Source organism: Enterobacter adelaidei (genome assembly GCF_041937165.1).
GTDB lineage: Bacteria > Pseudomonadota > Gammaproteobacteria > Enterobacterales > Enterobacteriaceae > Enterobacter > Enterobacter adelaidei.
In genome coordinates, this window is record NZ_CP154353.1 from 1,084,110 (window position 1) to 1,108,108 (window position 23,999).

Consider the following 23,999-nt stretch of genomic DNA (forward strand, 5'->3'; position numbering starts at 1 on the left):
ATATGCGAAACGGAATCCATTTTATCACCGTGGCGCTCTTTGCGCTTTGCACACAAGCTCAGGCGGAAACCGCGTTGGGCGAAATTAACATTCGACTCTACGGCAATATTGTCGATTTCACCTGTGTAGCAGAGGGGAGCGATAGCGACAAGACCGTCACGTTGGGCACCTGGCCGACTAAACAGCTGAGCTCCACCGGGAGCCGCACGCAGCCCATGCCGTTTACGCTGAAGCTGACTGGCTGTCCGCCGGGCGCTGCGTCGATCACGTTTTCAGGCAAAGCTGACGGAAGTAATAACGGGTTGCTGGCGTTGAATGACGCCAGTACAGCAAGTCATGTCGCCGTTGAGATCAGGGATGCGGATAAAACGCGCCTGCCGCTTCAACAGGCCAGCCAGCCAGTCACGGTTGATGCTCAGGGGAATGCAATTCTGTCGTTTTATGCCAATTATATTGCCACTGCCGAAAACCCTCAGCCCGGACAGGCTGACGCTGATGCCACTTTCATGATTAACTATAATTAGCACTGACCGCACTCCCTGCAGCTCAGATAAGCTGCAGGGAGTGAATTCAGGTTATAGCAGTTCGTGCGCTTTGGCGTAATCAATTAATTCCACGATACTTTGCACGCCCAGCTTGGAATAAATGTTGGATTTGTGCGCACTAATGGTTTTGTTACTCAATAGTAGCTGTTCAGCTATTTCCTTATTGGATAATCCATTCGCCAGATAACGTAATACCGTGACTTCACGATTCGATAATGGCATATCCACTGCGATCCCTTTCCCTGAACCCTGGTGATTTATAAAATTCAGCGTTTCCGACGGGAAAAAAGAATAGCCCATAAGGATCATATCTACAGCATTGTAGATCTCACCCAGGTCTTTTCGTTTACTGACAAAGCCATTTGCCCCGGCTCGAATGGCACGGCCTGAGTAAAACAACTCTGATTTCGACGAGAGGAACAGAATCTTAATGTTTTTATTTAAGTTTCTGATTCTCTTTAGTAAAGCGAAAGCATCTGTACTGGTGAGTTCGATGTCAAGGATCACCATATCAATAGGGTGATTACGGATACAGTCAAGGACTTCATGGCTGTCGCCAGACTTGAGCTTGACGGTGATGTTTTTATTTTTCTGTAGCAGGACTTCTATCGACATTCTGACAATAGGGTGTTCGTCCATAATGATAACGGATGCCGGTTTCATTTTTAATGCCTCAGATTGTTAAAAGCGTTATGTAGAGTTTTGTAAAACTCACGAAATGCCGGAAGGATATAATGTGCAGATCCCTATACCGAAGTATTTCCCTGGAAAGAGCGAAAGCATCCTTGTTTACGTAATGAAAAGAACTATGCCTCAGCGCGGTCATCTCATTTGGCTGGTGTTGGCAAAAAGGTTTTTCTTATTCAGATTTGGTACGCATCTTATTATACAGGGTAAGTTTTTTCCGAAAACCCTGTAAATTAATATCCGTGTGTTGGTTTGTATTATCTTCTGGATCTGAATAGCTAATTTTTTAAAATTAGCGGAAATGTCCTGGTATCTCATTTACCGCATATTTTCGTCTTTATGTAATAACAAAAAATAACAGATATCTCTGTATGTTGATTAATTGTTAACAAAATTACGCCTTTTTTAAAGGGGCGAACCCGTTGTGGAGAGGTTAAAAATTACCCTCACAGGCCGTCAGACCTTCATCTGAAAGTTCTTACGTTGACCTGGATAACGGTGTCTGCTGTACAGGAGAACATGCTGATCGCTTCGCTTTTTACTCCTGGAAGGCGTCACCAAGCTGCTTGTTTTTACATCATTATCATCTTATTAACGCCTTCTGCATTCACTTAACCGATGGAGGAAAGTTCTGCTGTTTCGGCAATTTGTGGTATTTCACAAGGTTCACGCCCATAAATTAGGAATAGTTATAATTTCGATTTTATTGTTAAGAATTAACATTCTTGCAACGTAAGTGGTAAGTAAATTCCTAAACCGCTTTAGGAAATAAGGGGTTAGGATGTGAGTGAAAACGTGCAGTCTGAGAGGTTATTAAGAAGATGCAGTAATTCCTGGCGATGGCTTAGCCCGAGTTTCAGCAGGATGCAGCTAAGACGATAGATAATGCGGCTATAGGGACGATTCTGCATATGGGCAATCTGACGTAATGTCTTGCCCCGGGAAAGCTCCTGCAGGATGGGCCATTCATTACGCGAGAACCAGTCTTTCCCGGTACCCTGCGGGGGGCGGGTATCCAGCAGGCTGTGCTGGAGCGCAGTGGCGTTCAGCTGACGTTCGAGCACATGAAAGGGACCTGCCGCTTTGCAGAAGAGGCGGGTGTCGTAATTATCGGCCCGGACCAACAGCCAGGGCGTAAGGAAAGGAGGAAACAGGCTATGCCGTCTCAACTGATCCAGTTTCTCCAGAAGCCCCGTGGAGCGGCTTTCAATATCCACGACCAGACGGGCTGATGGCCACTGCGTCTGAGCGACAAGGGCGTCGTCCAGCGTGGCGTAGTCGCAGCAACTGCTCAGGGGAAACTGCCCGTTGAGAAAACCGGTGCGCAGGAAGTGATCCTCCGTCACCAGAAGGATAAACGGGGCGTCTGTTTTGCGGGGCTGGCTGATGGACTGGCTCAAAAATTCGAGTCGGTCGAAAAAGGGGGGAGCAAAAGGCGAGTGCGTAAATCCCAATGCATCACTTCCTGTACGCCGCCGCCTGTAACGGCGCACTGTCATTCGCATGGTCTCCCTCCTGGAAATGGCTTTTTAATCCTCCGGCCATGTCCAGGACGGCCAGTAATACCCCTGGCCGAGATCTGCGCCCGCCTGCAGTGCCCAGGTGTGATCGCGCTCAGTTTCAATCCCTTCGATAAGAACTTTCCCGGCAAGCTGAAAGCAAAGTGAAACCAGTTGCCTCAGCGCAGGGGTGGCGCGTAAGCGCCAGAAAGCTTCTTTATCAATCTTGATGCCGCTTAACGGTAGTCGACAGGATATAAACGACGAAATTAATACTTCATCAATATCATCCAGCCAGATGCTGTGCCCCTGCCTTCTGAGTTGCTGCAGGTTCTGAATGACGCTCTGTTTCTGTGCAACAGACAGCGCCAAAAAAGCCGCGAGATCGACGATCTCAATATTCAGCAGAGCCCCACTCAGCCGGATAAGTCGCTGAAAAGATTCTGACTCTGTCAGGACGGTTATCGGCAGATTAATAAAAAGGTTATGACAGTGCGGTGTATTTTTTAACGCGACAAGCTGCGCTTCAAGCAGGGTTATCGACTCTTCTGCGGACTGACGATGGAAAAACGCCTCACTGTGCCGCGTTTCGGACATGATGCTAAGCACCTCAGCGCCAATCTGACGCAAAGAGGTGAGGGCGACAATGGGCTCAAGTTTAATGCCGACGATGTCCTGAGAAAGGGTCTGTAGCTGGGGGGGCGTATAGATCAGGTTTTGCGCTGTCACTCCATTGTCCTGTTGTCTGTCAGCCTCCGGGCGGCCGGGATACCTCTTACTAGTGTGACGAGGTGACGTTCAGGAAAACAGCAGGCGTTACTTAAATGCCACTAAGCCTTTTCGCAGCGCATAATTTTACGGTGAATTTGATGAAAATGTTGAAAAAACAGCCGTATTTACAACCGACTAGTCGTTATTGGGCCTGAAAACGGAAAAGGCATTGACTCACCTGACATTGACCGTATAATTCTTCGCGTTTCACCACCGCGAAGTTCACTCTTCTCAGTGCGCCCTTAGCTCAGTTGGATAGAGCAACGGCCTTCTAAGCCGTAGGTCGTAGGTTCGAATCCTACAGGGCGTGCCATTTGATCCCCGTAATCCCCCAGACTCCATCGCCATACTTGAACTGAAACATATCCCTGCTTAACTCAATGGTGATTAATCCTGTGATGAGGGCTCACCCATGGCATATGTCGACAAAGCGCTTCGGTTTAATCCTGCCTCTCCTGTCTTTCAGGAGAATCTTCACGACGTCTATCATCATATGCGAAACCATCAGCCGGTGACGCGAATCGGGAAAACATGGGTGCTTACCCGCTATCAGGACGTGTATCAGGCAATGAAGGAGCGTGCATTCGTCTCTTCAGGTATCCCTGAAGACGTGCATGCTGTGCTGGAAAAAGAGTGTTTTAACCTTCCGCACCGGCTGCGGGATCTTCTCTACGGCATTGTCCTTTTTGAGGAGGGAAGTGTTCATCGCGCTCACCGTCAGGCTCTGCAGGCTCTGTTTACCGGCGAATCCTGGAGGGCACTAACCCATCTCATCTCACACGAATCACATTCAGTGGTAGCCGCTTTACCCGCAGCTCGCCCGTTTGACGGAGTTCGGCAGGTTGCAGCGCCGCTATGGGGGAAGCTTTTCACCGTATGGCTTAACCTGCCGCAGGCGCAACAGGAGGTGGTGGAGCAAGAGAAAGGTGCCATCAGGCTATTGCTGGATCCCAGCGCCATTGACCGTGAGGGGCTTCAGAGGCTGATAAAAGCGCTCTCCCGTCTGGATGATAGCTTTCTCCAGCTCGCGCAGGCGCACAGAGAAGGTTACGATTCGCTGTTTTATCGCAGCCTGCTGAAAGGATATGGCGGAGATGGGAATGCGCTTTATGAGCGGTTTAGCACGGACTGCATCACGATGCTTATTGGCGGCAGTGAAACCAGCGAAGCGCTAACCGGAAATCTGCTCTATATGCTGGCATTGCATCCGGAATTGCAGGAGGGGGTCATAAATAACACGCTGCGGATGAAAGAGATAGTAAGCGAAACGATGCGCTTTGAATCCCCGCTTCAGATGGGCAGGCGGAAGGTTGCGGCTCCTGTGCATTTTCTGGGGCGTGAACTGAAGGCTGGCGATAACGTGTTGCTGTGCCTTGGCTCCGCTAACCGGGATGAACGCGTTTTTGAAGAGGCGTCGCGCTTTATTCCGGGCAGAAATAATGCACAGCGACAGCTAGGGTTTGGAGCAGGTGTGCACCAGTGCATCGGGCAGTTGCTGGCGCAGTTTCAGGCTGAAAATCTGGCGACGGCCCTGAGCGAGCGAGGGATTACTGCTTTGGAGGGGGAGGCGAAATGGTCGAATCGAAGTCTGATCCTGAGAACGCTGGAGACACTTCCGCTTAAGATCGACTAGTGCGATAACAGGACAATGACATGAAGGGAGTCATTTTTTTCTAATGCCCTGTGGTCGAATTTTTATTCTTTTCTTTTCGGTTAAATAACGGCTTAATAAATAGAGTGCTAATTATCTTTTATTAGGGCTGCCCTTAAGGATTTCTTAATCTTTATTTTTCTCCATTCTTAAATCTGGATTTTTATCACTTTAAACACCTCTATAATGAAATTTTACACTTTTACGCTAAAACTGGATTGATACTAATTATCATTAGCGTTTTTGTATGCTTTAATCCTGTCCCACAAAGCTATGCGTTGTTAATCACGTTGGTCAATTAAGGATATGTTCATGAATTCTCGTCTGCTGTCATGTTTCTCCCTTGCCTTGTTGTCTTCATCACTTTTACTTTCTACACAATCAGTTGCGGCCGATAACAACGAGGGTATCGTTGTCTACAACGCGCAGCATGAAAACCTGGTTAAGTCGTGGGTTGACGGTTTTACTAAAGAAACCGGTATTAAAGTGACTCTGCGTAACGGTGATGACAGCGAGCTGGGTAACCAGCTGGTTCAGGAAGGCAGCGCATCGCCAGCAGACGTATTCCTGACGGAAAACTCGCCGTCCATGGTTCTGGTGGATAATGCCAACCTGTTCGCGCCGCTGAATGCAGATACCCTGAAGCAGGTACCAGCAGAATATCGTCCGGCACACGGTCGCTGGATCGGGATTGCTGCCCGCAGCACGGTGTTCGTGTATAACCCGGAAAAACTGACCGAACAGCAGCTGCCAAAATCGCTGATGGATCTGGCGAAACCTGAGTGGAAAGGCCGTTGGGCGGCATCACCGTCAGGCGCAGATTTCCAGGCCATTGTGAGCGCAATGCTGGCCCTGAAAGGCGAGAAGGCGACTCTGGAATGGCTTAAAGCGATGAAAACCAATTTTGTTGCCTACAAAGGTAACAGCACCGTCATGAAGGCCGTCAATGCCGGTCAGATTGATGGCGGCGTGATTTATCACTACTACCGTTTTGTCGACCAGTCCAAAACGGGTGAAAACAGCAAAAACACCCAGCTCTACTACTTCAAACACCAGGATCCGGGCGCGTTTGTGAGCCTCTCCGGCGGTGGTGTACTGGCATCCAGCAAACACAAAGAGCAAGCACAGGCGTTCATCAAATACATCACGGGTAAAGAAGGCCAGGAAAGCCTGCGTACCAACAATGCCTTTGAATATGCTGTGGGTGTAAATGCTGCCTCTAACCCGAAACTCGTTCCGCTGAAAGATCTCGATGCGCCGAAAGTTGAACCTTCAACGCTCAACAGTAAAAAAGTTATCGAGCTGATGACACAAGCCGGTCTGCTGTGATCCTGAGAGTAAAGTGAACGTCTTATGTCTGGTCTAAGTCTCGACATCGGCAAAAACAGAGTGCAGGAGCCTGCTCGCAGGCGTCCTGCACTGCCGATGGTTGCGTTAGCTGTCCTGTTTTCATTAATGGCGCTTCTGCCTTTAGGTTTTATCGTTGCCATTGGCATTGAGACGGGCTGGGAGACGATTAAGGCGCTGGTGTTCCGCCCGCGTGTTGCTGAGTTGCTCAGCAACACGCTGTGGCTGACGGCGTTAGCGGTTCCGCTTTGTATTGTGACAGGTGTAGCAATCGCCTGGCTCACAGAGCGCACGCAGCTTGCCGGACGAGGGATCTGGTCTGCGCTGGCGGTGGCTCCGCTGGCTATCCCCGCGTTTGTACAAAGTTATGCGTGGGTAAGTGTTGTTCCGTCGATGCATGGACTTTCTGCAGGCGTGTTCCTCTCCGTGCTTGCCTACTATCCCTTTATCTATATGCCGGTAGCGGCGGTGCTGCGCCGCCTTGACCCGACGCTGGAAGATGTGGCCGCTTCGCTCGGCACGCCGCCGTGGCGGGTCTTTTTCCGCGTGGTGCTGCCACAACTCAAGCTGGCTATCTGCGGCGGCGCGCTGCTGGTGGCTCTGCACCTGCTGGCGGAATATGGCCTGTACGTGATGATCCGTTTTGATACCTTCACCACGGCGATTTATGACCAGTTTCAGTCTACCTTCAGCGGTCCTGCCGCAAACATGCTGGCGGGTGTACTGGCCTTGTGCTGTCTGGCTATCTTAGTGCTGGAAGGCGTGACGCGCGGAAAAGCACGCTACGCGCGCATTGGTGCTGGTGCCGCACGTGAACAGAAGCGCTGGCCGCTGAAACCCGCTGCGGCTGCGCTGGGTCAGCTGTTTTTCATCGTGCTGATTGTTCTGGCACTGGGCGTGCCATTAATTGTTCTGTGTCGCTGGATTTGGCTCGGCGGTGTGCAAAACTGGATGAGCGCCGATCTCTGGCACTCACTGCGCCAGACGCTGATGCTTGGTGTGGGTGGTGCTCTGTTGACGACAGCGTGTGTGATCCCCATCGCCTGGCTCGGAATTCGCTACCCCCACCGCGTTTTTCGTCTGCTGGAAGGCTGCATCTACATCACCAGTTCGCTGCCGGGGATTGTCACCGCGCTTGCGCTGGTCACTGTCACCATTCATTACGCCCGTCCCATTTACCAGACGGAAATTACCCTGTTCCTTGCCTATCTGCTGATGTTTATGCCCCGCGCGCTCATTAACCTGCGTGCCGGGATTGCACAGGCACCGGTGGAACTGGAAAACGTGGCGCGTAGTCTTGGCAGTACGCCGGCGAAGGCGCTATGGAGCGTCACGATGCGGCTGGCTGCGCCGGGTGCGGCAGCGGGGGCGGCACTTGTTTTCCTCGGTGTCAGCAACGAGCTGACTGCGACTCTGCTGCTCTCTCCGCTGGGCACGCGCACGCTCTCGACCGGGTTCTGGGCGCTGACCAGTGAAATTGACTATGTGGCCGCAGCGCCTTACGCAATGCTGATGATCCTGATTTCACTCCCGCTGACCGCCATTCTCTATATGCAGTCGAAAAAAATTGCAGGGCTTTGACATGCTTGAATTAACCTCCATTTCTAAAACATTCTCTGATGTGCAGGTGCTCGACAGCTTAAACCTGAGCGTTGCCCCCGGGAGCCGGACGGCAATTGTCGGGCCATCCGGGTCAGGTAAAACCACGCTGCTGCGAATTCTTGCCGGGTTTGAAACACCGGACACCGGGCGCATTGTCATGCAGGGGCGAACGCTGTTCGATGAGAACAGTTTTGTCCCCGCCCACCTGCGCGGGATCGGTTTTGTTCCTCAGGAGGGCGCATTGTTCCCGCATCTTAATGTGGCAGATAACATTGCCTGGGGGCTGAACGGTACACGTCATGAGAAGCGTCAGCGTATTGAAGCGCTGATGGATATGGTTTCGCTGGACAGACAGCTTGCGACACACTGGCCGCATGAGATTTCCGGTGGGCAGCAGCAGCGTGTGGCGCTGGCCCGTGCGCTGGCCCAACGTCCTTCATTGATGCTGCTGGATGAACCTTTCTCGGCTCTGGATACGGGCCTGCGTGCGATGACGCGGAAGGCAACGGCCGATCTGCTGGCCGAAGCGGGCGTTGCCTCCATTCTGGTCACCCACGATCAGAACGAAGCGTTGTCGTTTGCCACCCAGGTTGCCGTCATGCGTGCCGGACGTTTTACCCAGGTTGGTACGCCTTATGAAGTCTACACGCAGCCTGTTGACGAAGAAACGGCGCTGTTTCTTGGGGATGCGGTGATCCTGCCAGCTCAGCTCAATGCCGGGAGTGCCCTGTGCGCGCTGGGTGAGGTGCTGACGGACAACGCGCATGCGACAGGAGAGGGCAGGGTAATGATGCGCCCCGAACAACTGCGCGTAACGGCATGTGCAGCGCATGAAAGCCCGATCTCGATTCTTGATGTGGATTTCACCGGTCAGCTGTCGACGCTCACCCTGGGATTAGCCGGGCAACAGCAGCCTGTGATTCTGAAGACGGTAAGCCAGCCTGGGTGGAACCCTGGGACGTCTGTACGCATTGATATTGCTGGCACGGCGCGTGTTTTTGAATATTCTTAATAGTCGTTAGTAATTTCATGCAACGGGTTGTTATAAAAGAATTTTCCAGGACGTATGGCATTTCCTGAGATTCTCTACCATGCTCATAAAACCTCACCATAATGTGTGAGGTTTTTCGTAGTTGCTGATTAATCTCAAGGAAAAAGGTTATGAAAAAGACAACGGCTATTTTGTTGGGAACTGCGTTACTGTTTACAACCAATGCGTTTGCTGCCCAACTGCTGACAAAAAATGAGTTCAAGAAAGTTGCGTCTCAGTATCAAAAAATCGGTACGGTAAGCACCTCGAATGAAGTATCGGTGGATGACGCAAAAAAAGAGCTGATTGAAAAAGCGGATAAGAAAGGCGCGGATGTGCTGGTGCTCACTTCAGGTAACACCAACAATAAAATTCACGGTACGGCTAATATTTACAAGAAAAAATAATGACACCACAGCCACTCCGGTATCGGGGTGGCTGCCCGAGGTTCCACCCAATCCCTTGCTACCTCCAGCATGAAGTGTTAAAACGTGCCCCTTCTAAAAAAGAGACAGGGGTAGGACGTGAAAGACGCGTCATCCGCTTCAGGCAACGGTAGTGCTGAAGCTTCGTCGGAACAGAATCCGACGCTGCAACGTGGTTTGCAAAATCGACATATTCAGTTAATTGCCCTCGGCGGCGCAATTGGTACCGGGTTGTTTCTCGGTATCGGTCCTGCGATTCAGATGGCTGGCCCGGCGGTTCTGCTGGGCTACGGTATCGCCGGGGTTATCGCCTTCCTGATCATGCGCCAGCTCGGTGAGATGGTCGTTGAAGAGCCGGTTTCAGGCTCCTTCGCACACTTTGCTTATAAATACTGGGGCCCTTTTGCAGGCTTCCTGTCCGGCTGGAACTACTGGGTGATGTTCGTGCTGGTGGGGATGGCTGAGCTGACGGCGGCTGGCATCTATATGCAGTACTGGCTGCCGGACGTTCCGACGTGGATTTGGGCGGCGGCCTTCTTCATTATCATTAACGCCGTTAACCTCGTGAATGTGCGCCTGTATGGTGAAACCGAGTTCTGGTTCGCGCTGATTAAAGTGCTGGCGATTATCGGTATGATCGGCTTTGGCCTCTGGCTGCTGTTCTCAGGTCACGGTGGCGAGCGTGCCACTATCGACAACCTGTGGCAACACGGCGGTTTCCTGGCAACGGGCTGGAAGGGGCTTATTCTCTCTCTTGCCGTGATTATGTTCTCCTTTGGCGGCCTGGAGTTGATTGGCATCACCGCTGCTGAAGCGCGCGATCCGCATAAAAGCATTCCTAAAGCGGTCAACCAGGTGGTGTACCGTATTCTGCTGTTCTATATCGGTTCGCTGGTGGTGCTGCTTGCGCTCTACCCGTGGGTTGAGGTGAAGTCAGACAGCAGTCCATTTGTGATGATTTTCCACGATTTGAACAGCAACGTGGTGGCCTCTGCGCTGAACTTCGTCATCCTGGTGGCATCACTCTCGGTCTATAACAGCGGTGTCTACTCCAACAGCCGCATGCTGTTTGGCCTCTCTGTGCAGGGCAACGCGCCGAGGTTTCTAACCCGCGTCAGCCGTCGTGGCGTGCCGGTGAATTCGCTGTTGCTTTCTGGCGCTATTACGTCGCTGGTGGTGTTGATTAACTATCTGTTGCCGAAAGAGGCCTTTGGCCTGCTGATGGCGCTGGTGGTTGCCACGTTGCTCCTGAACTGGATCATGATCTGCCTGGCGCACCTGCGTTTTCGCGCGGCGATGCGCCGCAAGGGGCGTGAAACACAGTTTAAGGCGCTGCTCTATCCGGCAGGTAACTATCTCTGTATCGCTTTCCTGGGGCTGATTCTGGTGCTGATGTGCACGATGGATGAGATGCGCCTGTCGGCGATGCTGCTGCCAGTGTGGGTGATTTTCCTGTTTGCGGCGTTTAAGCTTTCCCGCAAGAAATAGTGCGGTTTTCGCCCGGTAGCGTTGCGCTTACCGGGCTTAATGCTTATTTCGCGATAACACCTGCCAGAGATCGAATGTCGTTTCCGGTGGGGGACTGGTGAATACGCAGCCCAAATTCATCCACCACCGCGAAAATATGGTCGAAGATGTCGGCCTGAATCTCCTCATATTCTGCCCAGATCACTGTGTTGGTGAAGGCATATATTTCGATCGGCAGACCATTCGCGTCAGGCGCTAACTGGCGCACCATCAGCGTCATATCTTTGCGAATACGCGGGTGATTGCGCAGATATTCATTCAGGTAGGCGCGGAAGGTGCCAATATTGGTCATCTTACGCAGGTTTAATACCGACTCCCCTTCACCGTTCTCCTGATTCCACAGGTTAATTTCCTCGTGCCGTGCGGCCATATAGGGCTTAAGCAGCTTCGCCTGAATCAGGTGCTGCTGTTCCTGCTCGTTGAGAAAATGAATGCTGGTGGTATCAATATTCAGACTGCGCTTAATACGTCGCCCGCCTGAAGCCGACATTCCGCTCCAGTTGATAAAGGCATCGGACACCAGCGCCCATGTTGGGATCGTTGTGATGGTGTTATCGAAGTTTCTTACTTTCACGGTGGTCAGGCCAATATCCGTCACCGTGCCGTTCGCGCCGAATTTAGGCATTTCCAGCCAGTCGCCCAGCTTGAGCATATCGTTGGCGGACAGCTGTATTCCGGCGACCAGCCCCAGAATCGGATCTTTAAATACCAGCATGAGAACTGCGGCCATCGCACCCAGCCCGCTAATCAGAATGGCGGGGGATTGTCCAATCAGCAGGGAGATAATTAAGATGCCAACCAGAATCGCACTCACCAGCTTGATTCCCTGGAATATCCCCTTTAGCGGCAGCTGTGACGCGGTGGCCATTTTCTGCGACAGATTGAATATCACATCCAGCAGGGAGAAGAAGGAGAGAAGCGCATAGACCATTACCCACAGCTTCGCGCAGGTGGTGAGTATTTCAGTCGCTTCGCTGCCTTTTTGCAGCCACAAAACCGCCTGAACGTTAACGATTATCCCTTGAAGGGTAAAGGCCAGACGGTGAAATAACTTATTCTGGGTAATGATCTGTAACCACAAATGGCTACTGGCCTGCGCGCGTTTCTCAAAAACGCGCAGTACCCCTTTGTGCAGAATAAAATGAACGATAAGGGCAGTAAGGAAAATAATACCAAAGATAATCACTAAAGAAGTAGTGTGATTAATTTCAATGCCTAACTCTTCAACCTGAGCAATTAATTCCTGCATAACGTCTCCTGTATTGATGCAGCCCCATAATGGCGGCTGCAAACCTGTTATGCAAATCTGCCTGGCTTATTTAGTGACGTGGCAGGTTTTTACCACGGGCAGACACAGACGATGACGCATACGTAATGTTGCCAGCGCAAGGATAAGCATCAAACCTGTTTCGACGGCCAGGAAGAGGTTTATCGCCTGAGTATAATCCCCGTGATGATTCCTCAGCCCGTGCAGCAAAATTGCGCCGAAAATGGCCGGACCAAGACCGAGTGCCGCCTGCTGAAGCGTACTCAGGATCGCACTCGCGGCACCGGCATCATCAGGCTGGATGTCGCGCATCCCGATGCGGTAGAAGCTGTTGACGATCAGCGCCTGTCCATAGCCAACCAGGCCGGTCGCCGGAACCAGGGTCAGCGTTGTGTTGTTCATGCCCCAGAGGCGGAATGTGGCGATCAACGCCAGCAGGCCGATAATCTGGATCGCCAGCCCGGTCAGCAGGATCGTGCTGGTGCTGTAGCGGGCGATCATACGCGGGGCAAACCATGCTGAAATAAAGTAGGTCACACCCAGGGCGATAAAACTGTTCCCCGACTGCCACGGCGCCATCCCGAGACCGGTTTGCATGGTCAGCGCCATACAGAACATAAACCCGGACCAGACGCTGAAAAAGAGCATCGCAATCAGCACGCCAAAGCGAATGCTGCGAAGCTGTATCAGACGCGGTGGGATCAGCGGATGGGCATCCTCACGCTCTTTTTTACGGGCATTCAATACCATCAGATATCCCAGCGGGATAATCGCAATCAGCGCGGCCTTCAGCGGCCATGACCAGTGCCACTGCGGGCCGAGGGCCATCGGGAACAGCAGACAGCAGAGAATCACTGCCAGCAGGACGGTGCCCGTCCAGTCAATGCGCGACGGCGTTTCGCGACGGGTTTCCGGCACATAGCGACAGCTCAACGCCAGAACCACCAGACAGATTGGCACGTTGATAAAGAACGCGTTACGCCAGCCCAGCCCGGCGATATCCGCCGATACCAGCCAGCCGCCACCCATCTGCCCGACGATAAACGCGATCCCGCCGATCCCGCCAAACAGGCTTATCGCTTTGGCGTGGGCCGTACCTTTCAATGTGACATGCAGCGTGGCGAGAATTTGCGGCATGATCAACGCCGCGCCAGCACCCTGCACAATGCGCGCAGCAAGCAGTTGTTCAATATTCCCCGAAATCCCGCATAGCAGCGAGGCCAGGCCAAAGATTGCCACTCCCCACATAAACAGACGACGACGGCCAAGGTTGTCCCCCAGCTTGCTGCCGAGCGCGAGACAGACGGCGAAGGCCACGCCGTATAGGGCGACAATCAGCTCCAGCTCGGTGGCGGTGGCATGCAGAGAATGGGTGATGGCGTCCAGCGCCACGTTGGTGATTGAGGTATCAATCATGGGCAGCATCTGGCCGGTTAACAGCAATATCAGGCCTGCGCGACCCGGTGAAACAACTGACGTATTCATGGTAACTCCATTGCGTCATTCATCAGATGGTCGTAGCATCAACTATCTGATAAACGGGTACCAGTTCTTGCTTATACTGGTACTGGCACTACCATGCAGGGGGATTTATGGCGCTGATGTCTGAACCTGTCGTCTCACTTCAGGATGACACCCGAAAACAGCTGGGGGCATTTCTGCGTGCCCGTCGCGAAAGCCTTGATCCGCAGCGTCTCGGCCTTCCGCGCAGTGGTCGTCGACGCACGCCAGGGTTGCGCCGGGAAGAGGTCGCTCTGTTGGCTGACGTGGGTGTGACCTGGTACACCTGGCTTGAGCAGGGCCGGGATGTTAATCCTTCCAGCGCGGTCATGGCCGCCGTCGCAAAAGCACTGCAATGTACCCCGACTGAAGCACGGCACCTGTTTGTGTTGGCCGGATTACCGCCGGGTGAAGCACCGCAGGCGACCTGCTGCGAGGGGATTAGCGAAGGTACGCGCCGTCTGCTGGATACGCTGATGCCAAAACCGGCCAGTATTCAGAAACCGAATTTCGACATCGTGGCGTGGAACGACAGCTTTGGTCATCTGATGGGCGTCGATTTCAATGCTATCCCGCCGGAAGATCGCAACTGTATTTATCTGTTCCTCACGCATCCTGCGTGGCGTGCGCGGCTTGGCAGACGCGACGATGTACTGCCGATATTTGTCTCCTATTTCCGGGCGGCGATGGCCGAGCACCGGGGTGACCCGCTGTGGGAAGCTAAACTGGCACGCTTCTTCGCGGTATCTGACGAGTTTAAAACCCTGTGGCACCAGCGCAACGACGTGCGCGGCGTGGAAAACCAGCTCAAGCTATTCACCCACCCTGAACTTGGGGAGTTTACCCTGCAACAAATGTACTGGTACTCTGCTCCTCGCAACGGTTCGCGACTGCTGGTTTATCTGCCAGTGGATGATGCGGGGGAGAAAGCAATGGAATGGCTGGCGGAGCAGGCTAAATGAAGGTGACCCGAAAACAGGAGCGACTTTTACGTCGCGCACTCGATGAGTGGCAACAGGACGGTGTGTTAACCCACGACGAACACCAACGGCTGACCGGGACCCTGAAACGCGTCTCCATGGACTGGCAGCGCCTTAGCCGCTACGCCTTCTGGACGGCGCTCGCCTGTGTGATCATCGCCATTGGCAGCCTGTTCTCCGACAGTGAGTTGATGGCGCGTATTATCGAATTCTTCGCTTTCTCTTCTTTCGCCCGCATCGGCTTACCGGCGGTGATTGCGGTGCTGTTTTACCTGTGGGGATTCAGCCGACAGCGGCGGGAAACCCAGTGGCACTACAGTACTGAGGCGATCCTGTTCCTTGGGGTCTTCTTTACCGCCATCGCGCTCTGGCAGCTTGGCGAACGGCTCGATAACGGCAGCGGCCACGTTGCGCCGTTGTTCCTGGCAGGCTGCGTGATTTACGGGCTGGTGGGCTTTTTTGGTCGCTCGGGGCTGGTGTGGCTGTTTTTCCTGCTCTCACTTGGCAACTGGTTTGGTGCTGAGACGGGCTATGTATCCGGCTGGGGCGCGTACTGGCTGGGGATGAACTACCCGGTACGGTTTATCTTCTTTGGCGGCGGGCTGCTGGCGTTGTGCTGGGTTCTGCGGGCGTTATTGCAGGCGCGGCAGCTCTACACGACCAGCAAAGCAATGGGGTTAACGTACCTGTTTGTTGCCCTGTGGATCATGTCGATATTTGGCAATTACGACATTGATAACTGGTACAGCGTGACGCAGGCTTCGCTTCTGCCGTGGGCGCTGCTGTTTGCGGTGGCTGCGGTAATCTGTATTTATATCAGCCTGAAAACCGACGACGGTATGCTGCGCGGCTTTGGTCTGACGTTTCTTGCCATCAACCTTTATACCCGCTATTTCGAGTACTTCTGGGACGGCATGAATAAGGTGGTGTTCTTCCTGATTCTGGCGGCGTCGCTGGCGGTGATAGGACGATATGCGGAGCGGATTTGGCATGCTGGCGGCCGGTAAAACGTAACGGGCCGCACTGAGCGGCCCGTTTTGTTTAGCACTCGGTCACAACCGTGCTCAGCGGCAGGCGAGATTTCGGCAGCGTGGCATTGAAATCTTCCACGCTGTGGTGGCCAACTGGCACCACCACCAGGCTGGTAAAGCCTTTCTCTTTCAGACCAAATTCTTCGTCGAGGATCGCGGTGTCGAAACCTTCAATCGGTACCGCATCCAGACCCATCGCCCCCACACCCAGCAGGAAGTTACCGACGTTCAGATAAACCTGTTTCGCCATCCACTGGTCGTCATCTTTCAGATCCACGCGGTGCATGTCGGCAAAATAGGTGCGGCCTTTGTGGTTCGCGGCTTTCGCTTCTGGTGTCGCAAAGCGGCCATCAGCTTCTTCCTGATCCACGACGCGTTCCAGCCAGGCATCATCCATCGCCGTTTTCGCGCAGAACACTACCACGTGAGAAGCATCCAGCATTTTGCGTTCGTTGAAGACATAGGTGCCCGCAGCAGACTTCGCCACGCGTGCTTTACCTTCCTCGGTGCTGGCAACAATAAAGTGCCACGGCTGGGAGTTGGTGCTGGACGGGCTGTACTGCAGCAGGGTTTTGATTTTTTCCGCTTCTTCAGCGGTCAGTTTTTTGCTTGCGTCGAACGCCTTGGTGGAGTGGCGTTTCAGGGCGACAGAAATGATATCCATAACAACTCCTGGTGATGAAATTCGCCCGTGCGCGGGCGCGAAAGGTGAGCAGATTACAGCGCGACGCGGAAAAAGATAAGTGCAATTCGAGCGCTTATTCTGTTCGTCTCAGACGAACAATCAAGCCGGACGGATCCACTTCTGGTCTTTTTTCGGTAGCTTATCCACCACCAGATGCCAGGAATCATTGATGAGGTCGGTAACCAGTTCCGGTGTCACATCGTCAGTGCCGTAAAGGGAAATCCAGTGCTTTTTACTCAGATGGTAGCCCGGCTCTATCCCGCGATAGATCTGCTGATTAAGCAGGGATTTCTCCGGGTCTGATTTCAGGCTAACGTGCGGGCGCCTGTGGGCAACCGCCACAATCATGAAAATTTTTCCGCCTACTTTAAACACGTCAAACTCCGGCCCAAACGGCCAGCAGTGTTCGGTGAACGGCAGCTCCAGCGCCACGCGTTTTGCGTGCTCCTGCAATGCCTTACTCTCCATCGCTCTCCTCCTGGGCAAGCCCGCGCCACATCACCTCAAAGACGAGCGCTTTAAAATCAACGGCGCGGGAAGGATCGCGGGTGGCAAATTCCATCGTCGCTTCGGCCAGCGATAAAAACAGCGCATCGCCGAACGTTTTAAATTCATCAGACATAAATACATGACGCACCGAGCGGCGGCAGAGTTCATGCAGCTCGGGGAACATCTCTTTCACAGCCTGCTCAGTTTCAGCGTTGATCTTTTCACTCACGCCAAGCTGGCGAATCGCGGCGTGGGCGAGAGGGTTTTTGATCCCCCAGTCAACGTAGCTATTCCAGATGTTTCGCGTGTGCTCTTTTGGCGTGGTAAGGCTGCGATCCAGGTTGGACAGCATTGCCTGACAGAGATCCTGCTTCAGGTGCAGATAGAGGGCATTCAGCAGATCGTCTTTGGTAGCAAAGTAGCGAAACAGAGTCCCTTCGGCGACGCCCGCGTTTCGGGCGATGAGTGCCGTTGAGGCGGCAATACCTGACTGTGCAAACGCCACCGTTGCGGCTTCCAGCAAGGCCTGTTTTTTATCTTCACTCTTCGGACGTGCCACTAAATTTTTCCCCCTGTCAATTATAAAAACCCTGATTGAAACACGTGCTTTGACACGCTGCAACGCGGAATGTCAAAGATCGAAAACGTCTTGACGACTTTATCATCACATCTATAATGAGTGCTTACTCACTCATAATCAAGTTTACCCCGCGCAAACCATCGGATGGGGCGCGTTTTCGGGTCAGGATATGAAAAAGCCTCAATTCATCTGCGTGGTGTTTGTCATGATTATTGCTTCAGCTGCAAGTTTACCGTTTGTCCTGAATGCCGGATTTGGCCAGTCCCCGCAGGGGGCTCAGCTCACGGAAGTCGAGGCTTCCCCACAGCATCGTGACGGGAAATTCCATAATACGTTGCCGACACCGGGTTATAACGGTGACAAAAATATGCTGGTGGCGATGTGGGAGTTTCTGACCCAAAAAACGGAAAACGCACGCCCGGCTCAGCCGCTGCCGATGGTGAAAACCGATCTTGCGAGCCTGCCGCTGGAGCAGGACACCCTGGTGTGGCTTGGTCACTCTTCCTGGTATCTCCAGCTGGTGGGCAAACGCATTCTGATCGATCCGGTGCTGGGCAACTATGCCGCGCCGTTCTCGTTCCTGAATAAAGCGTTCGCCGGTGAATATCCATGGCGCGCTGAGAGCATGCCGGAAATCGACCTGCTGATTATCTCGCACGATCACTACGATCATCTTGATTACGCCACCATCAGGGCATTACTGCCGAAGGTTAAGCGTGTGGTGACACCGCTGGGTGTCGGATCTCACCTGCGTTACTGGGGGATGAAACCAGAGATTATCGACGAGCGAGACTGGAACCAGTCGGTGCACATCAGTGATGAATTGACGGTGCATGTACTGCCGGCGCGTCACTTCTCCGGACGCGGTATCAAACGCGATCAAACCTTGTGGGGCAGTTTTATGTTCGTTACGCCAGAGCAGAAGGTTTACTACAGCGGTGACTCCGGGTACGGCCCGCACTTCAGGGCTATCGGCGAACAGTTTGGCGAGGTGGATTTAGCCATTATGGAAAACGGCCAGTACGACCAGGACTGGAAGTACATCCACATGCTGCCGGATGAAACGGCGCAGGCTTCAGCCGATCTTAATGCAAAAGCCGTCGTGCCCGGGCATAACGGGCGCTTTGTACTGGCGAAACACACATGGAACGACCCGCTGATCCAGCTGGCAAAAGCCAGCAAGGGCAAAAACTATCGGCTGCTGACTCCAGAGTTGGGCGAGCCTGTTCGGGTGAGCGATACCACGCAAACATTTCGTGAATGGTGGGAATAATGTTTAAACGAGAAGCAGAAGGGGAGAGCAGTATGACCATTTCCGCTCAAGTCATTGATACCATCGTCGAGTGGATCGACGACAACCTGCATCAGCCATTACGTATTGACGAGATTGCTCGCCACGCGGGTTACTCGAAATGGCACCTGCAGAGACTCTTTATGCAGTACAAAGGGGAGAGTCTGGGACGTTATATCCGTGAACGCAAGCTGTTGCTGGCGGCGCGCGATTTGCGTGAGTCAGACGAGCGCGTCTATGAAATCTGTCTGCGCTACGGGTATGACTCGCAGCAGACGTTTACGCGCATCTTTACCCGCACGTTCAACCAGCCGCCCGGAGCATACCGCAAAGAGAATCATAGCCAGGCGCATTGAACATATCGAAATTCAGGCCGGGTAAGGCGTAGCCATCACCCGGCTTTTTTATGGCTTACGACGCCAGTGAAAACCAGCGACGCCAGACGAAACGCAACACGAAGAATTCGATAACCCCAAGCAGTAAAAACCACAGGCAGAACAAAATGGTGTAAAGCTGGTTAAGATCGACCATATGGAAGGTGGTAACCAGTTTCTGCGCCAGCACCAGCCCAGGCGAGGGCGCAGGGAGCAGCAGGCACGAAAGCAGGGCCAGCAGTAAAATGCCTCCCGCAGTGAGCAGCGATTCTAACGGGTGTTTCATCTTAATGTTAATCGTCAGTTAAAAATGTCATTGTCCGGCATCCCGGAACGTAAAGCAATATAAACCCGCCCACTCGATTTCAAGAAAATAATCGCCGTAATCTGTGTGTTAATCACAGGAATAAAATATTATCCGGCAGACAATTAAATTAATATCGCCTTATGTCAATAAATGTCTGCGTTACGAAAATAATTTTACAAATGTATAGGTGCTATAACCAATTAACGTGGCAATAACAATGGCTGCGATAATGTATAACGCCAGGCGGCGCCCGCGATAAATACCAAACATGGATCCTCCTCGTTTAGATTTGGTTTAGAAATATTTTGTAAAAATTAGCTCGTCGAAATAGTTTTAAGCAGTTTTGAATAACCGAGACACAATTATATTGCGGTAGATCAATTTTACCCGCAAGACTTTAAAATGAATTTATTTAAGCCAGAAAGGAATTCAGGCTTCTCTTCACCGGATATTGAAGGAAAAATACGATGACTGAAAAAAAATTGTCCCCAAACGTGCCGCCTTCCGGCGGGCTGGCATATCAGCAGACCGTCGAGCAGGTGCTTACCCACACGCAGAGCCAGGCTAGCGGTCTGGACCGTGCAGAGGCGCAGGCACGTCTGCAAAAATCAGGTCCGAACGCGCTGCCGGAGAAAAAAGGTAAACCTGGCTGGCTGCGTTTTTTGTCCCATTTTAATGATGTTCTGATATACGTTCTGCTGGCTGCCGCCGTATTAACGGCAGTGATGGGCCACTGGGTCGATACGCTGGTTATTTTGGGCGTTGCAGTCATTAACGCGTTAATTGGCCATGTTCAGGAAAGTAATGCGGAAAAATCCCTGAAGGGTATTCGCAATATGCTCTCCAGCGAGGCGCGCGTTATTCGTAACGGCAATCATGAAACTATACCGACAACTGAAATAGTCCCGGGCGATATTATTGTATTACGTGCGGGAGATCGTATTCCGGCAGATATGCGTCTCATCGAAGCGCATAATTTACGTGTGGAAGAGGCGATTCTGACCGGTGAATCCACGGTTGTGGATAAACACATTCTGCCGCTGAACGGTGAATTGCCGTTGGGCGATCGTACCAACATGGTCTTCTCCGGAACGACCGTAAGTGCGGGCGGCGGCGTTGGCGTGGTCACCGCGACCGGTAAGGATACGGAACTCGGCCACATCAACCAGATGATGGCGGGTATCGAAAAGCACCGCACGCCGCTGCTGGTACAAATGGACAAGCTGGGTAAAGCGATCTTCGTCATTATTCTGGCAATGATGGCTGCGCTGTTTGTTTTCAGCCTGGCGTTCCGCGAGATCCCAATGGGCGAGCTGCTGCTCTCCCTGATTAGCCTGGCGGTGGCTTCCGTACCGGAAGGTCTGCCGGCCATTATCTCCATCATCCTCTCCCTTGGCGTGCAGGCGATGGCGCGCAAGCGGGCGATTATCCGCAAGCTGCCGACGGTTGAAACCCTGGGTGCGATGACCGTGGTTTGCTCGGATAAAACCGGTACCCTGACCATGAACGAGATGACGGTCAAAGCTATCATCACCGCCGACGCCTGCTACCGCGTGGATGGCAACAGCTACGAGCCGGTAGGCAACATCTACCTGGAAGGCAGCGACGAGCCGGTTCAGATCCAGCCGGGCACCGTGCTGGAGCAGTACCTGCGCACCATCGACCTGTGTAACGACAGTCAGCTGATTCAGGACGAACGCGGGCTGTGGGGCATCACCGGTGGCCCAACCGAGGGCGCGCTGAAGGTGCTGGCGGCGAAAGCCAGCCTTGAGCCGGTGATGACCACGCTGGTGAATAAGATCCCGTTCGACTCGCAGTATAAGTACATGAGCACCCATTACCAGATTGGCGGTGAGGAGCAGATTTTGATCACCGGCGCGCCGGACGTGATTTTCGCCCTGTGCGCGCAGCAGCAGAGCCGTAACGGTACACAAGATTTCGACCGCGCGTACTGGGAAACCGAGATGGAGCGCTATGCGCGCCAGGGGCTGCGTATGGTGGCAGCAGCGTTCAAACCGACGAGCGGCGAGCAGGCGTTAACCCACGATGCGCTGAAGCACGGTCTAATCTTCCTCGGTATTGCCGGGATGATGGACCCACCGCGTCCGGAAGCCATTGCGGCGATAAACGCCTGTCAGCAGGCGGGGATCCGCGTGAAGATGATCACCGGCGATCACCCGCAGACGGCAATGAGCATCGGCCAGATGTTGGGGATCAGTAACAGCGAGCAGGCCGTAACGGGTTATCAGCTGGAGAAAATGGACGACGCCGGGCTGGCTGAAGCCGCGGTGAAGTATGACATCTTCGCCCGTACCAGCCCGGAGCATAAGCTGCGCCTGGTGAAAGCGCTGCAGGACAAAGGTGAAATCGTCGGCATGACCGGTGACGGTGTGAACGATGCCCCGGCGCTGCGTCAGGCGGACGTGGGTATTGCGATGGGCATTAAGGGCACGGAAGTGACCAAAGAGGCGGCTGATATGGTCCTGACGGACGATAACTTCGCCACCATCGCCAGCGCGGTGAAAGAGGGGCGTCGCGTTTACGACAACCTGAAGAAGACCATCCTCTTCATCATGCCGACCAACCTTGCGCAGGGGTTGCTGATTGTCATTGCGCTGCTGGCAGGAAATATCATTCCGCTGACGCCGGTGCTGATTCTGTGGATGAACATGGCGACCTCCGCCACGCTCTCCTTCGGCCTGGCCTTTGAGGCCGCCGAGCGCAACATCATGCGCCGTCCGCCGCGTCAGACCGGGCAGCACGTGATGGACGCCTACGCCGTCTGGCGCGTGGCCTTCGTCGGCACCATGATTGCCATCGCCGCCTTTGCGCTGGAAGCCTGGCTGGCCCCGCGCGGCCACAGCGCGGAGTTCATCCGCACCGTGCTGCTACAGATGCTGGTCTGCGCTCAGTGGGTCTATATGATTAACTGCCGCAACACGGAATCATTCTCCCTGAACCGCGGCCTGCTGGCGAACAAAGGGATCTGGCTGGTGACGGGCGTGCTGTTCCTGCTTCAGGCGGCGATTATCTACCTGCCGTTTATGCAGATGCTGTTTGGTACCGAAGCCCTGCCGCTGCGCTACTGGTTTGTGACCCTGGCCGTTGCAGGCGTGATGTTCTTCGTCGTCGAAATCGAGAAGCGACTGACCCGCAGGTTCCGTAAGGCTGTATAACGTAAACCCCTCTCCCCAGGTGGGGAGAGGGTTACGGAGCGGTTGCCCATAGTTCGCAATGTTTTTGCACCAGGGAGATAAGCGATCCACCGTCTGCAATAAAGTCCCGCATGCGTTGCGCCTCGCTCTTGCCCTGCTTTAACAGCAGGGCAATTTCCGTCATCGCACTTGTCGCGCCGAGTTTCTCGGCCGACGGTGCAACCTGCTCCAGCAGCCAGGCGATCTCTTCTGCAACAGTCTTCTGCTCGCCGGTGTAAACGTCCGTCAGGATGCCCTCTAACCCGTAACGGCATGCCTGAAAACGGTTAAAACGATACAGCAGAAAATCCCGTTCCTGATGCTTATAGGGCCGCGTTGTCAACAGCCAGTGCGACGTAGCCTGGATCAGCCCGGCGATATTGATCGCGTGGCCGAGCGTCAGCGGGGTATCCATCACCCGCACCTCGACGGTGCCGAAGTGCGGGCTGGGGCGGATGTCCCAGTGCAGATCTTTAATGCTGTCGACCATGCTGGTGGCGCTCAAACGGCGGAACAGCCCTTCGAACTCCTGCCAGCTGTTGACCCACGGCATTTGGCCGTTATCCGGGAACCCGGAAAAGATATTAAGCCGCGACGAGGCAAACTTCGTGTCTGTGCCCTGCATGTACGGCGATGCCGCCGCCAGGGCAATGAAGTGCGGCACAAAGCGTGACAGACCGTGCAGCAGATAAATCGCGTCGTCCCCGGTTCGACAGCCGACGTGCACGTGCTGGCCGAATACCGTCGCCTGCAAAATCAGGTAGCCAAAGCGCTCCAGCGTGACGTTATAGCGCTCGTCGTCGCACACCTCCTGACGCTGCCATTTCTGAAACGGATGCGTCCCGCCGCCGCAGATCTGAATGTGCTGCTCCGCCGCCGCGCGCAGAATGTTCTGCTGCATTACCGAGAGCTGTGCTGCCGCCTGGTCGATGTTCTGACACACCCCGGTAGCGATTTCGAGCATGCTTTCGGTGATGTCGTGTTTGACTTCACCGCCTTTGATGTTGTCTTTAACGGCGGCGATAAGGGCTGAGGAGTCCTGGCTCAGATCGTATCCCGGTGGGTTCACCACCTGCAGTTCGAGTTCGATGCCAAGAGTGAAAGGTTCGGAGGAATGGAAATCGGGTAAGGACATGGCGCACTCCGTTGTCAGTGAGATGTTGAGTATAGACAACGGGGATGGCGCGCTCTGCTCGTGAGCCCTCCGTGTCGAAAGG

22 protein-coding genes and 1 tRNA gene are annotated in these 23,999 nt (G+C 53.6%); 13 read left to right on the forward strand and 10 right to left on the reverse strand.

The genetic code is table 11. The features are described 5' to 3' along the window. The first annotated feature begins 2 nt into the window (after nucleotides 1-2). Nucleotides 3-524, forward strand: coding sequence for a fimbria assembly protein (gene sfmF / locus AAHF05_RS05275; RefSeq protein WP_129323867.1), 522 nt, complete (start codon nucleotides 3-5; stop codon nucleotides 522-524). A 51-nt stretch (nucleotides 525-575) separates the two neighbouring features. Here the strand turns inward: sfmF and fimZ are convergent, their stop codons facing one another. The 3 genes from fimZ to AAHF05_RS05290 form a co-directional block, all read right to left on the reverse strand. Continuing rightward, nucleotides 576-1,208: a fimbria biosynthesis transcriptional regulator FimZ gene (gene fimZ / locus AAHF05_RS05280; protein ID WP_049007446.1), complete on the reverse strand. Its 633-nt coding sequence runs from the start codon at nucleotides 1,206-1,208 to the stop codon at nucleotides 576-578. Between the two features lie 800 nt (nucleotides 1,209-2,008). Beyond that, nucleotides 2,009-2,737, reverse strand: coding sequence for a response regulator transcription factor (locus AAHF05_RS05285; RefSeq protein ID WP_129323868.1), 729 nt, complete (start codon nucleotides 2,735-2,737; stop codon nucleotides 2,009-2,011). A 24-nt stretch (nucleotides 2,738-2,761) separates the two neighbouring features. Continuing rightward, nucleotides 2,762-3,460: an EAL domain-containing protein gene (locus tag AAHF05_RS05290; protein ID WP_129323869.1), complete on the reverse strand. Its 699-nt coding sequence runs from the start codon at nucleotides 3,458-3,460 to the stop codon at nucleotides 2,762-2,764. Nucleotides 3,461-3,738: 278 nt separating this feature from the next. Here AAHF05_RS05290 and AAHF05_RS05295 point away from each other — a divergent pair. The 7 genes from AAHF05_RS05295 to pheP all read left to right on the forward strand — a co-directional run bounded on the left by AAHF05_RS05295 (nucleotide 3,739) and on the right by pheP (nucleotide 11,045). Next, nucleotides 3,739-3,815: transfer RNA gene (locus AAHF05_RS05295), tRNA-Arg, on the forward strand. Nucleotides 3,816-3,914: 99 nt separating this feature from the next. Continuing rightward, the gene (locus tag AAHF05_RS05300; protein ID WP_129323870.1) at nucleotides 3,915-5,135 is read left to right on the forward strand and encodes a cytochrome P450; all 1,221 of its coding nucleotides are present in this window, start codon (nucleotides 3,915-3,917) and stop codon (nucleotides 5,133-5,135) included. Nucleotides 5,136-5,465: 330 nt separating this feature from the next. Beyond that, entirely contained in the window at nucleotides 5,466-6,482 is a 1,017-nt protein-coding gene (locus AAHF05_RS05305; protein ID WP_028018455.1) for an iron ABC transporter substrate-binding protein, read from the forward strand. 24 nt (nucleotides 6,483-6,506) lie between these two features. Then, a complete protein-coding gene (locus AAHF05_RS05310; protein WP_164989101.1) occupies nucleotides 6,507-8,081 on the forward strand; it encodes an iron ABC transporter permease in 1,575 nt (524 codons plus the stop codon). A gap of 1 nt (nucleotide 8,082) precedes the next feature. Continuing rightward, nucleotides 8,083-9,114 (forward strand): ABC transporter ATP-binding protein, encoded by a 1,032-nt coding sequence (locus AAHF05_RS05315; RefSeq protein WP_129323871.1) that lies wholly within the window; start codon nucleotides 8,083-8,085, stop codon nucleotides 9,112-9,114. A 149-nt stretch (nucleotides 9,115-9,263) separates the two neighbouring features. Then, complete coding sequence (yahO, locus tag AAHF05_RS05320) at nucleotides 9,264-9,539, forward strand: DUF1471 family periplasmic protein YahO (protein WP_024906894.1); 276 nt, start codon at nucleotides 9,264-9,266, stop codon at nucleotides 9,537-9,539. A 117-nt stretch (nucleotides 9,540-9,656) separates the two neighbouring features. After that, entirely contained in the window at nucleotides 9,657-11,045 is a 1,389-nt protein-coding gene (gene pheP / locus AAHF05_RS05325) for a phenylalanine transporter (RefSeq protein ID WP_028018451.1), read from the forward strand. 43 nt (nucleotides 11,046-11,088) lie between these two features. On the opposite strand, the gene AAHF05_RS05330 is transcribed toward pheP, so the two are convergent. Next, nucleotides 11,089-12,333, reverse strand: coding sequence for a mechanosensitive ion channel family protein (locus AAHF05_RS05330; RefSeq protein WP_129323872.1), 1,245 nt, complete (start codon nucleotides 12,331-12,333; stop codon nucleotides 11,089-11,091). A 66-nt stretch (nucleotides 12,334-12,399) separates the two neighbouring features. Next, a complete protein-coding gene (locus tag AAHF05_RS05335) occupies nucleotides 12,400-13,836 on the reverse strand; it encodes an MFS transporter (protein ID WP_129323873.1) in 1,437 nt (478 codons plus the stop codon). Nucleotides 13,837-13,943: 107 nt separating this feature from the next. On the opposite strand from AAHF05_RS05335, the gene AAHF05_RS05340 reads away from it, so the two are divergent. Both AAHF05_RS05340 and AAHF05_RS05345 read left to right on the forward strand, forming a co-directional pair. Continuing rightward, nucleotides 13,944-14,813, forward strand: a complete 870-nt coding sequence (locus tag AAHF05_RS05340) for a helix-turn-helix transcriptional regulator (RefSeq protein WP_028018448.1) — start codon at nucleotides 13,944-13,946, stop codon at nucleotides 14,811-14,813. Then, nucleotides 14,810-15,838 carry a DUF2157 domain-containing protein gene (locus tag AAHF05_RS05345; protein WP_108090659.1) on the forward strand — a complete coding sequence of 343 codons (1,029 nt, stop codon included), beginning with the start codon at nucleotides 14,810-14,812 and terminating at the stop codon, nucleotides 15,836-15,838. The genes AAHF05_RS05340 and AAHF05_RS05345 overlap by 4 nt, the downstream gene beginning before the upstream one ends. A gap of 34 nt (nucleotides 15,839-15,872) precedes the next feature. Here AAHF05_RS05345 and nfsB read toward each other — a convergent pair whose 3' ends face one another. From nfsB to AAHF05_RS05360, 3 genes are all read right to left on the reverse strand, one after another. Next, the gene (nfsB, locus tag AAHF05_RS05350) at nucleotides 15,873-16,526 is read right to left on the reverse strand and encodes an oxygen-insensitive NAD(P)H nitroreductase (RefSeq protein ID WP_129323874.1); all 654 of its coding nucleotides are present in this window, start codon (nucleotides 16,524-16,526) and stop codon (nucleotides 15,873-15,875) included. A 120-nt stretch (nucleotides 16,527-16,646) separates the two neighbouring features. Then, nucleotides 16,647-17,015: an MmcQ/YjbR family DNA-binding protein gene (locus AAHF05_RS05355; RefSeq protein WP_028018445.1), complete on the reverse strand. Its 369-nt coding sequence runs from the start codon at nucleotides 17,013-17,015 to the stop codon at nucleotides 16,647-16,649. After that, nucleotides 17,005-17,595, reverse strand: coding sequence for a TetR/AcrR family transcriptional regulator (locus tag AAHF05_RS05360; RefSeq protein WP_374936442.1), 591 nt, complete (start codon nucleotides 17,593-17,595; stop codon nucleotides 17,005-17,007). The genes AAHF05_RS05355 and AAHF05_RS05360 overlap by 11 nt, the downstream gene beginning before the upstream one ends. 190 nt (nucleotides 17,596-17,785) lie before the next feature. On the opposite strand from AAHF05_RS05360, the gene AAHF05_RS05365 reads away from it, so the two are divergent. Together AAHF05_RS05365 and AAHF05_RS05370 are read left to right on the forward strand one after the other, a co-directional pair. Continuing rightward, complete coding sequence (locus AAHF05_RS05365; RefSeq protein ID WP_129323875.1) at nucleotides 17,786-18,889, forward strand: MBL fold metallo-hydrolase; 1,104 nt, start codon at nucleotides 17,786-17,788, stop codon at nucleotides 18,887-18,889. 32 nt (nucleotides 18,890-18,921) lie between these two features. Continuing rightward, on the forward strand, nucleotides 18,922-19,263 hold the full coding sequence (locus tag AAHF05_RS05370) for a RamA family antibiotic efflux transcriptional regulator (RefSeq protein ID WP_049007437.1): 342 nt from the start codon (nucleotides 18,922-18,924) through the stop codon (nucleotides 19,261-19,263). Between the two features lie 55 nt (nucleotides 19,264-19,318). Here the strand turns inward: AAHF05_RS05370 and AAHF05_RS05375 are convergent, their stop codons facing one another. Further along, entirely contained in the window at nucleotides 19,319-19,567 is a 249-nt protein-coding gene (locus tag AAHF05_RS05375; RefSeq protein ID WP_129323876.1) for a DUF1158 domain-containing protein, read from the reverse strand. 488 nt (nucleotides 19,568-20,055) lie between these two features. On the opposite strand from AAHF05_RS05375, the gene AAHF05_RS05380 reads away from it, so the two are divergent. Then, a complete protein-coding gene (locus tag AAHF05_RS05380) occupies nucleotides 20,056-22,764 on the forward strand; it encodes a cation-transporting P-type ATPase (RefSeq protein WP_129323877.1) in 2,709 nt (902 codons plus the stop codon). Between the two features lie 31 nt (nucleotides 22,765-22,795). Here the strand turns inward: AAHF05_RS05380 and AAHF05_RS05385 are convergent, their stop codons facing one another. Next, nucleotides 22,796-23,917 carry a YbdK family carboxylate-amine ligase gene (locus AAHF05_RS05385; RefSeq protein WP_129323878.1) on the reverse strand — a complete coding sequence of 374 codons (1,122 nt, stop codon included), beginning with the start codon at nucleotides 23,915-23,917 and terminating at the stop codon, nucleotides 22,796-22,798. Nucleotides 23,918-23,999: the final 82 nt, after the last annotated feature.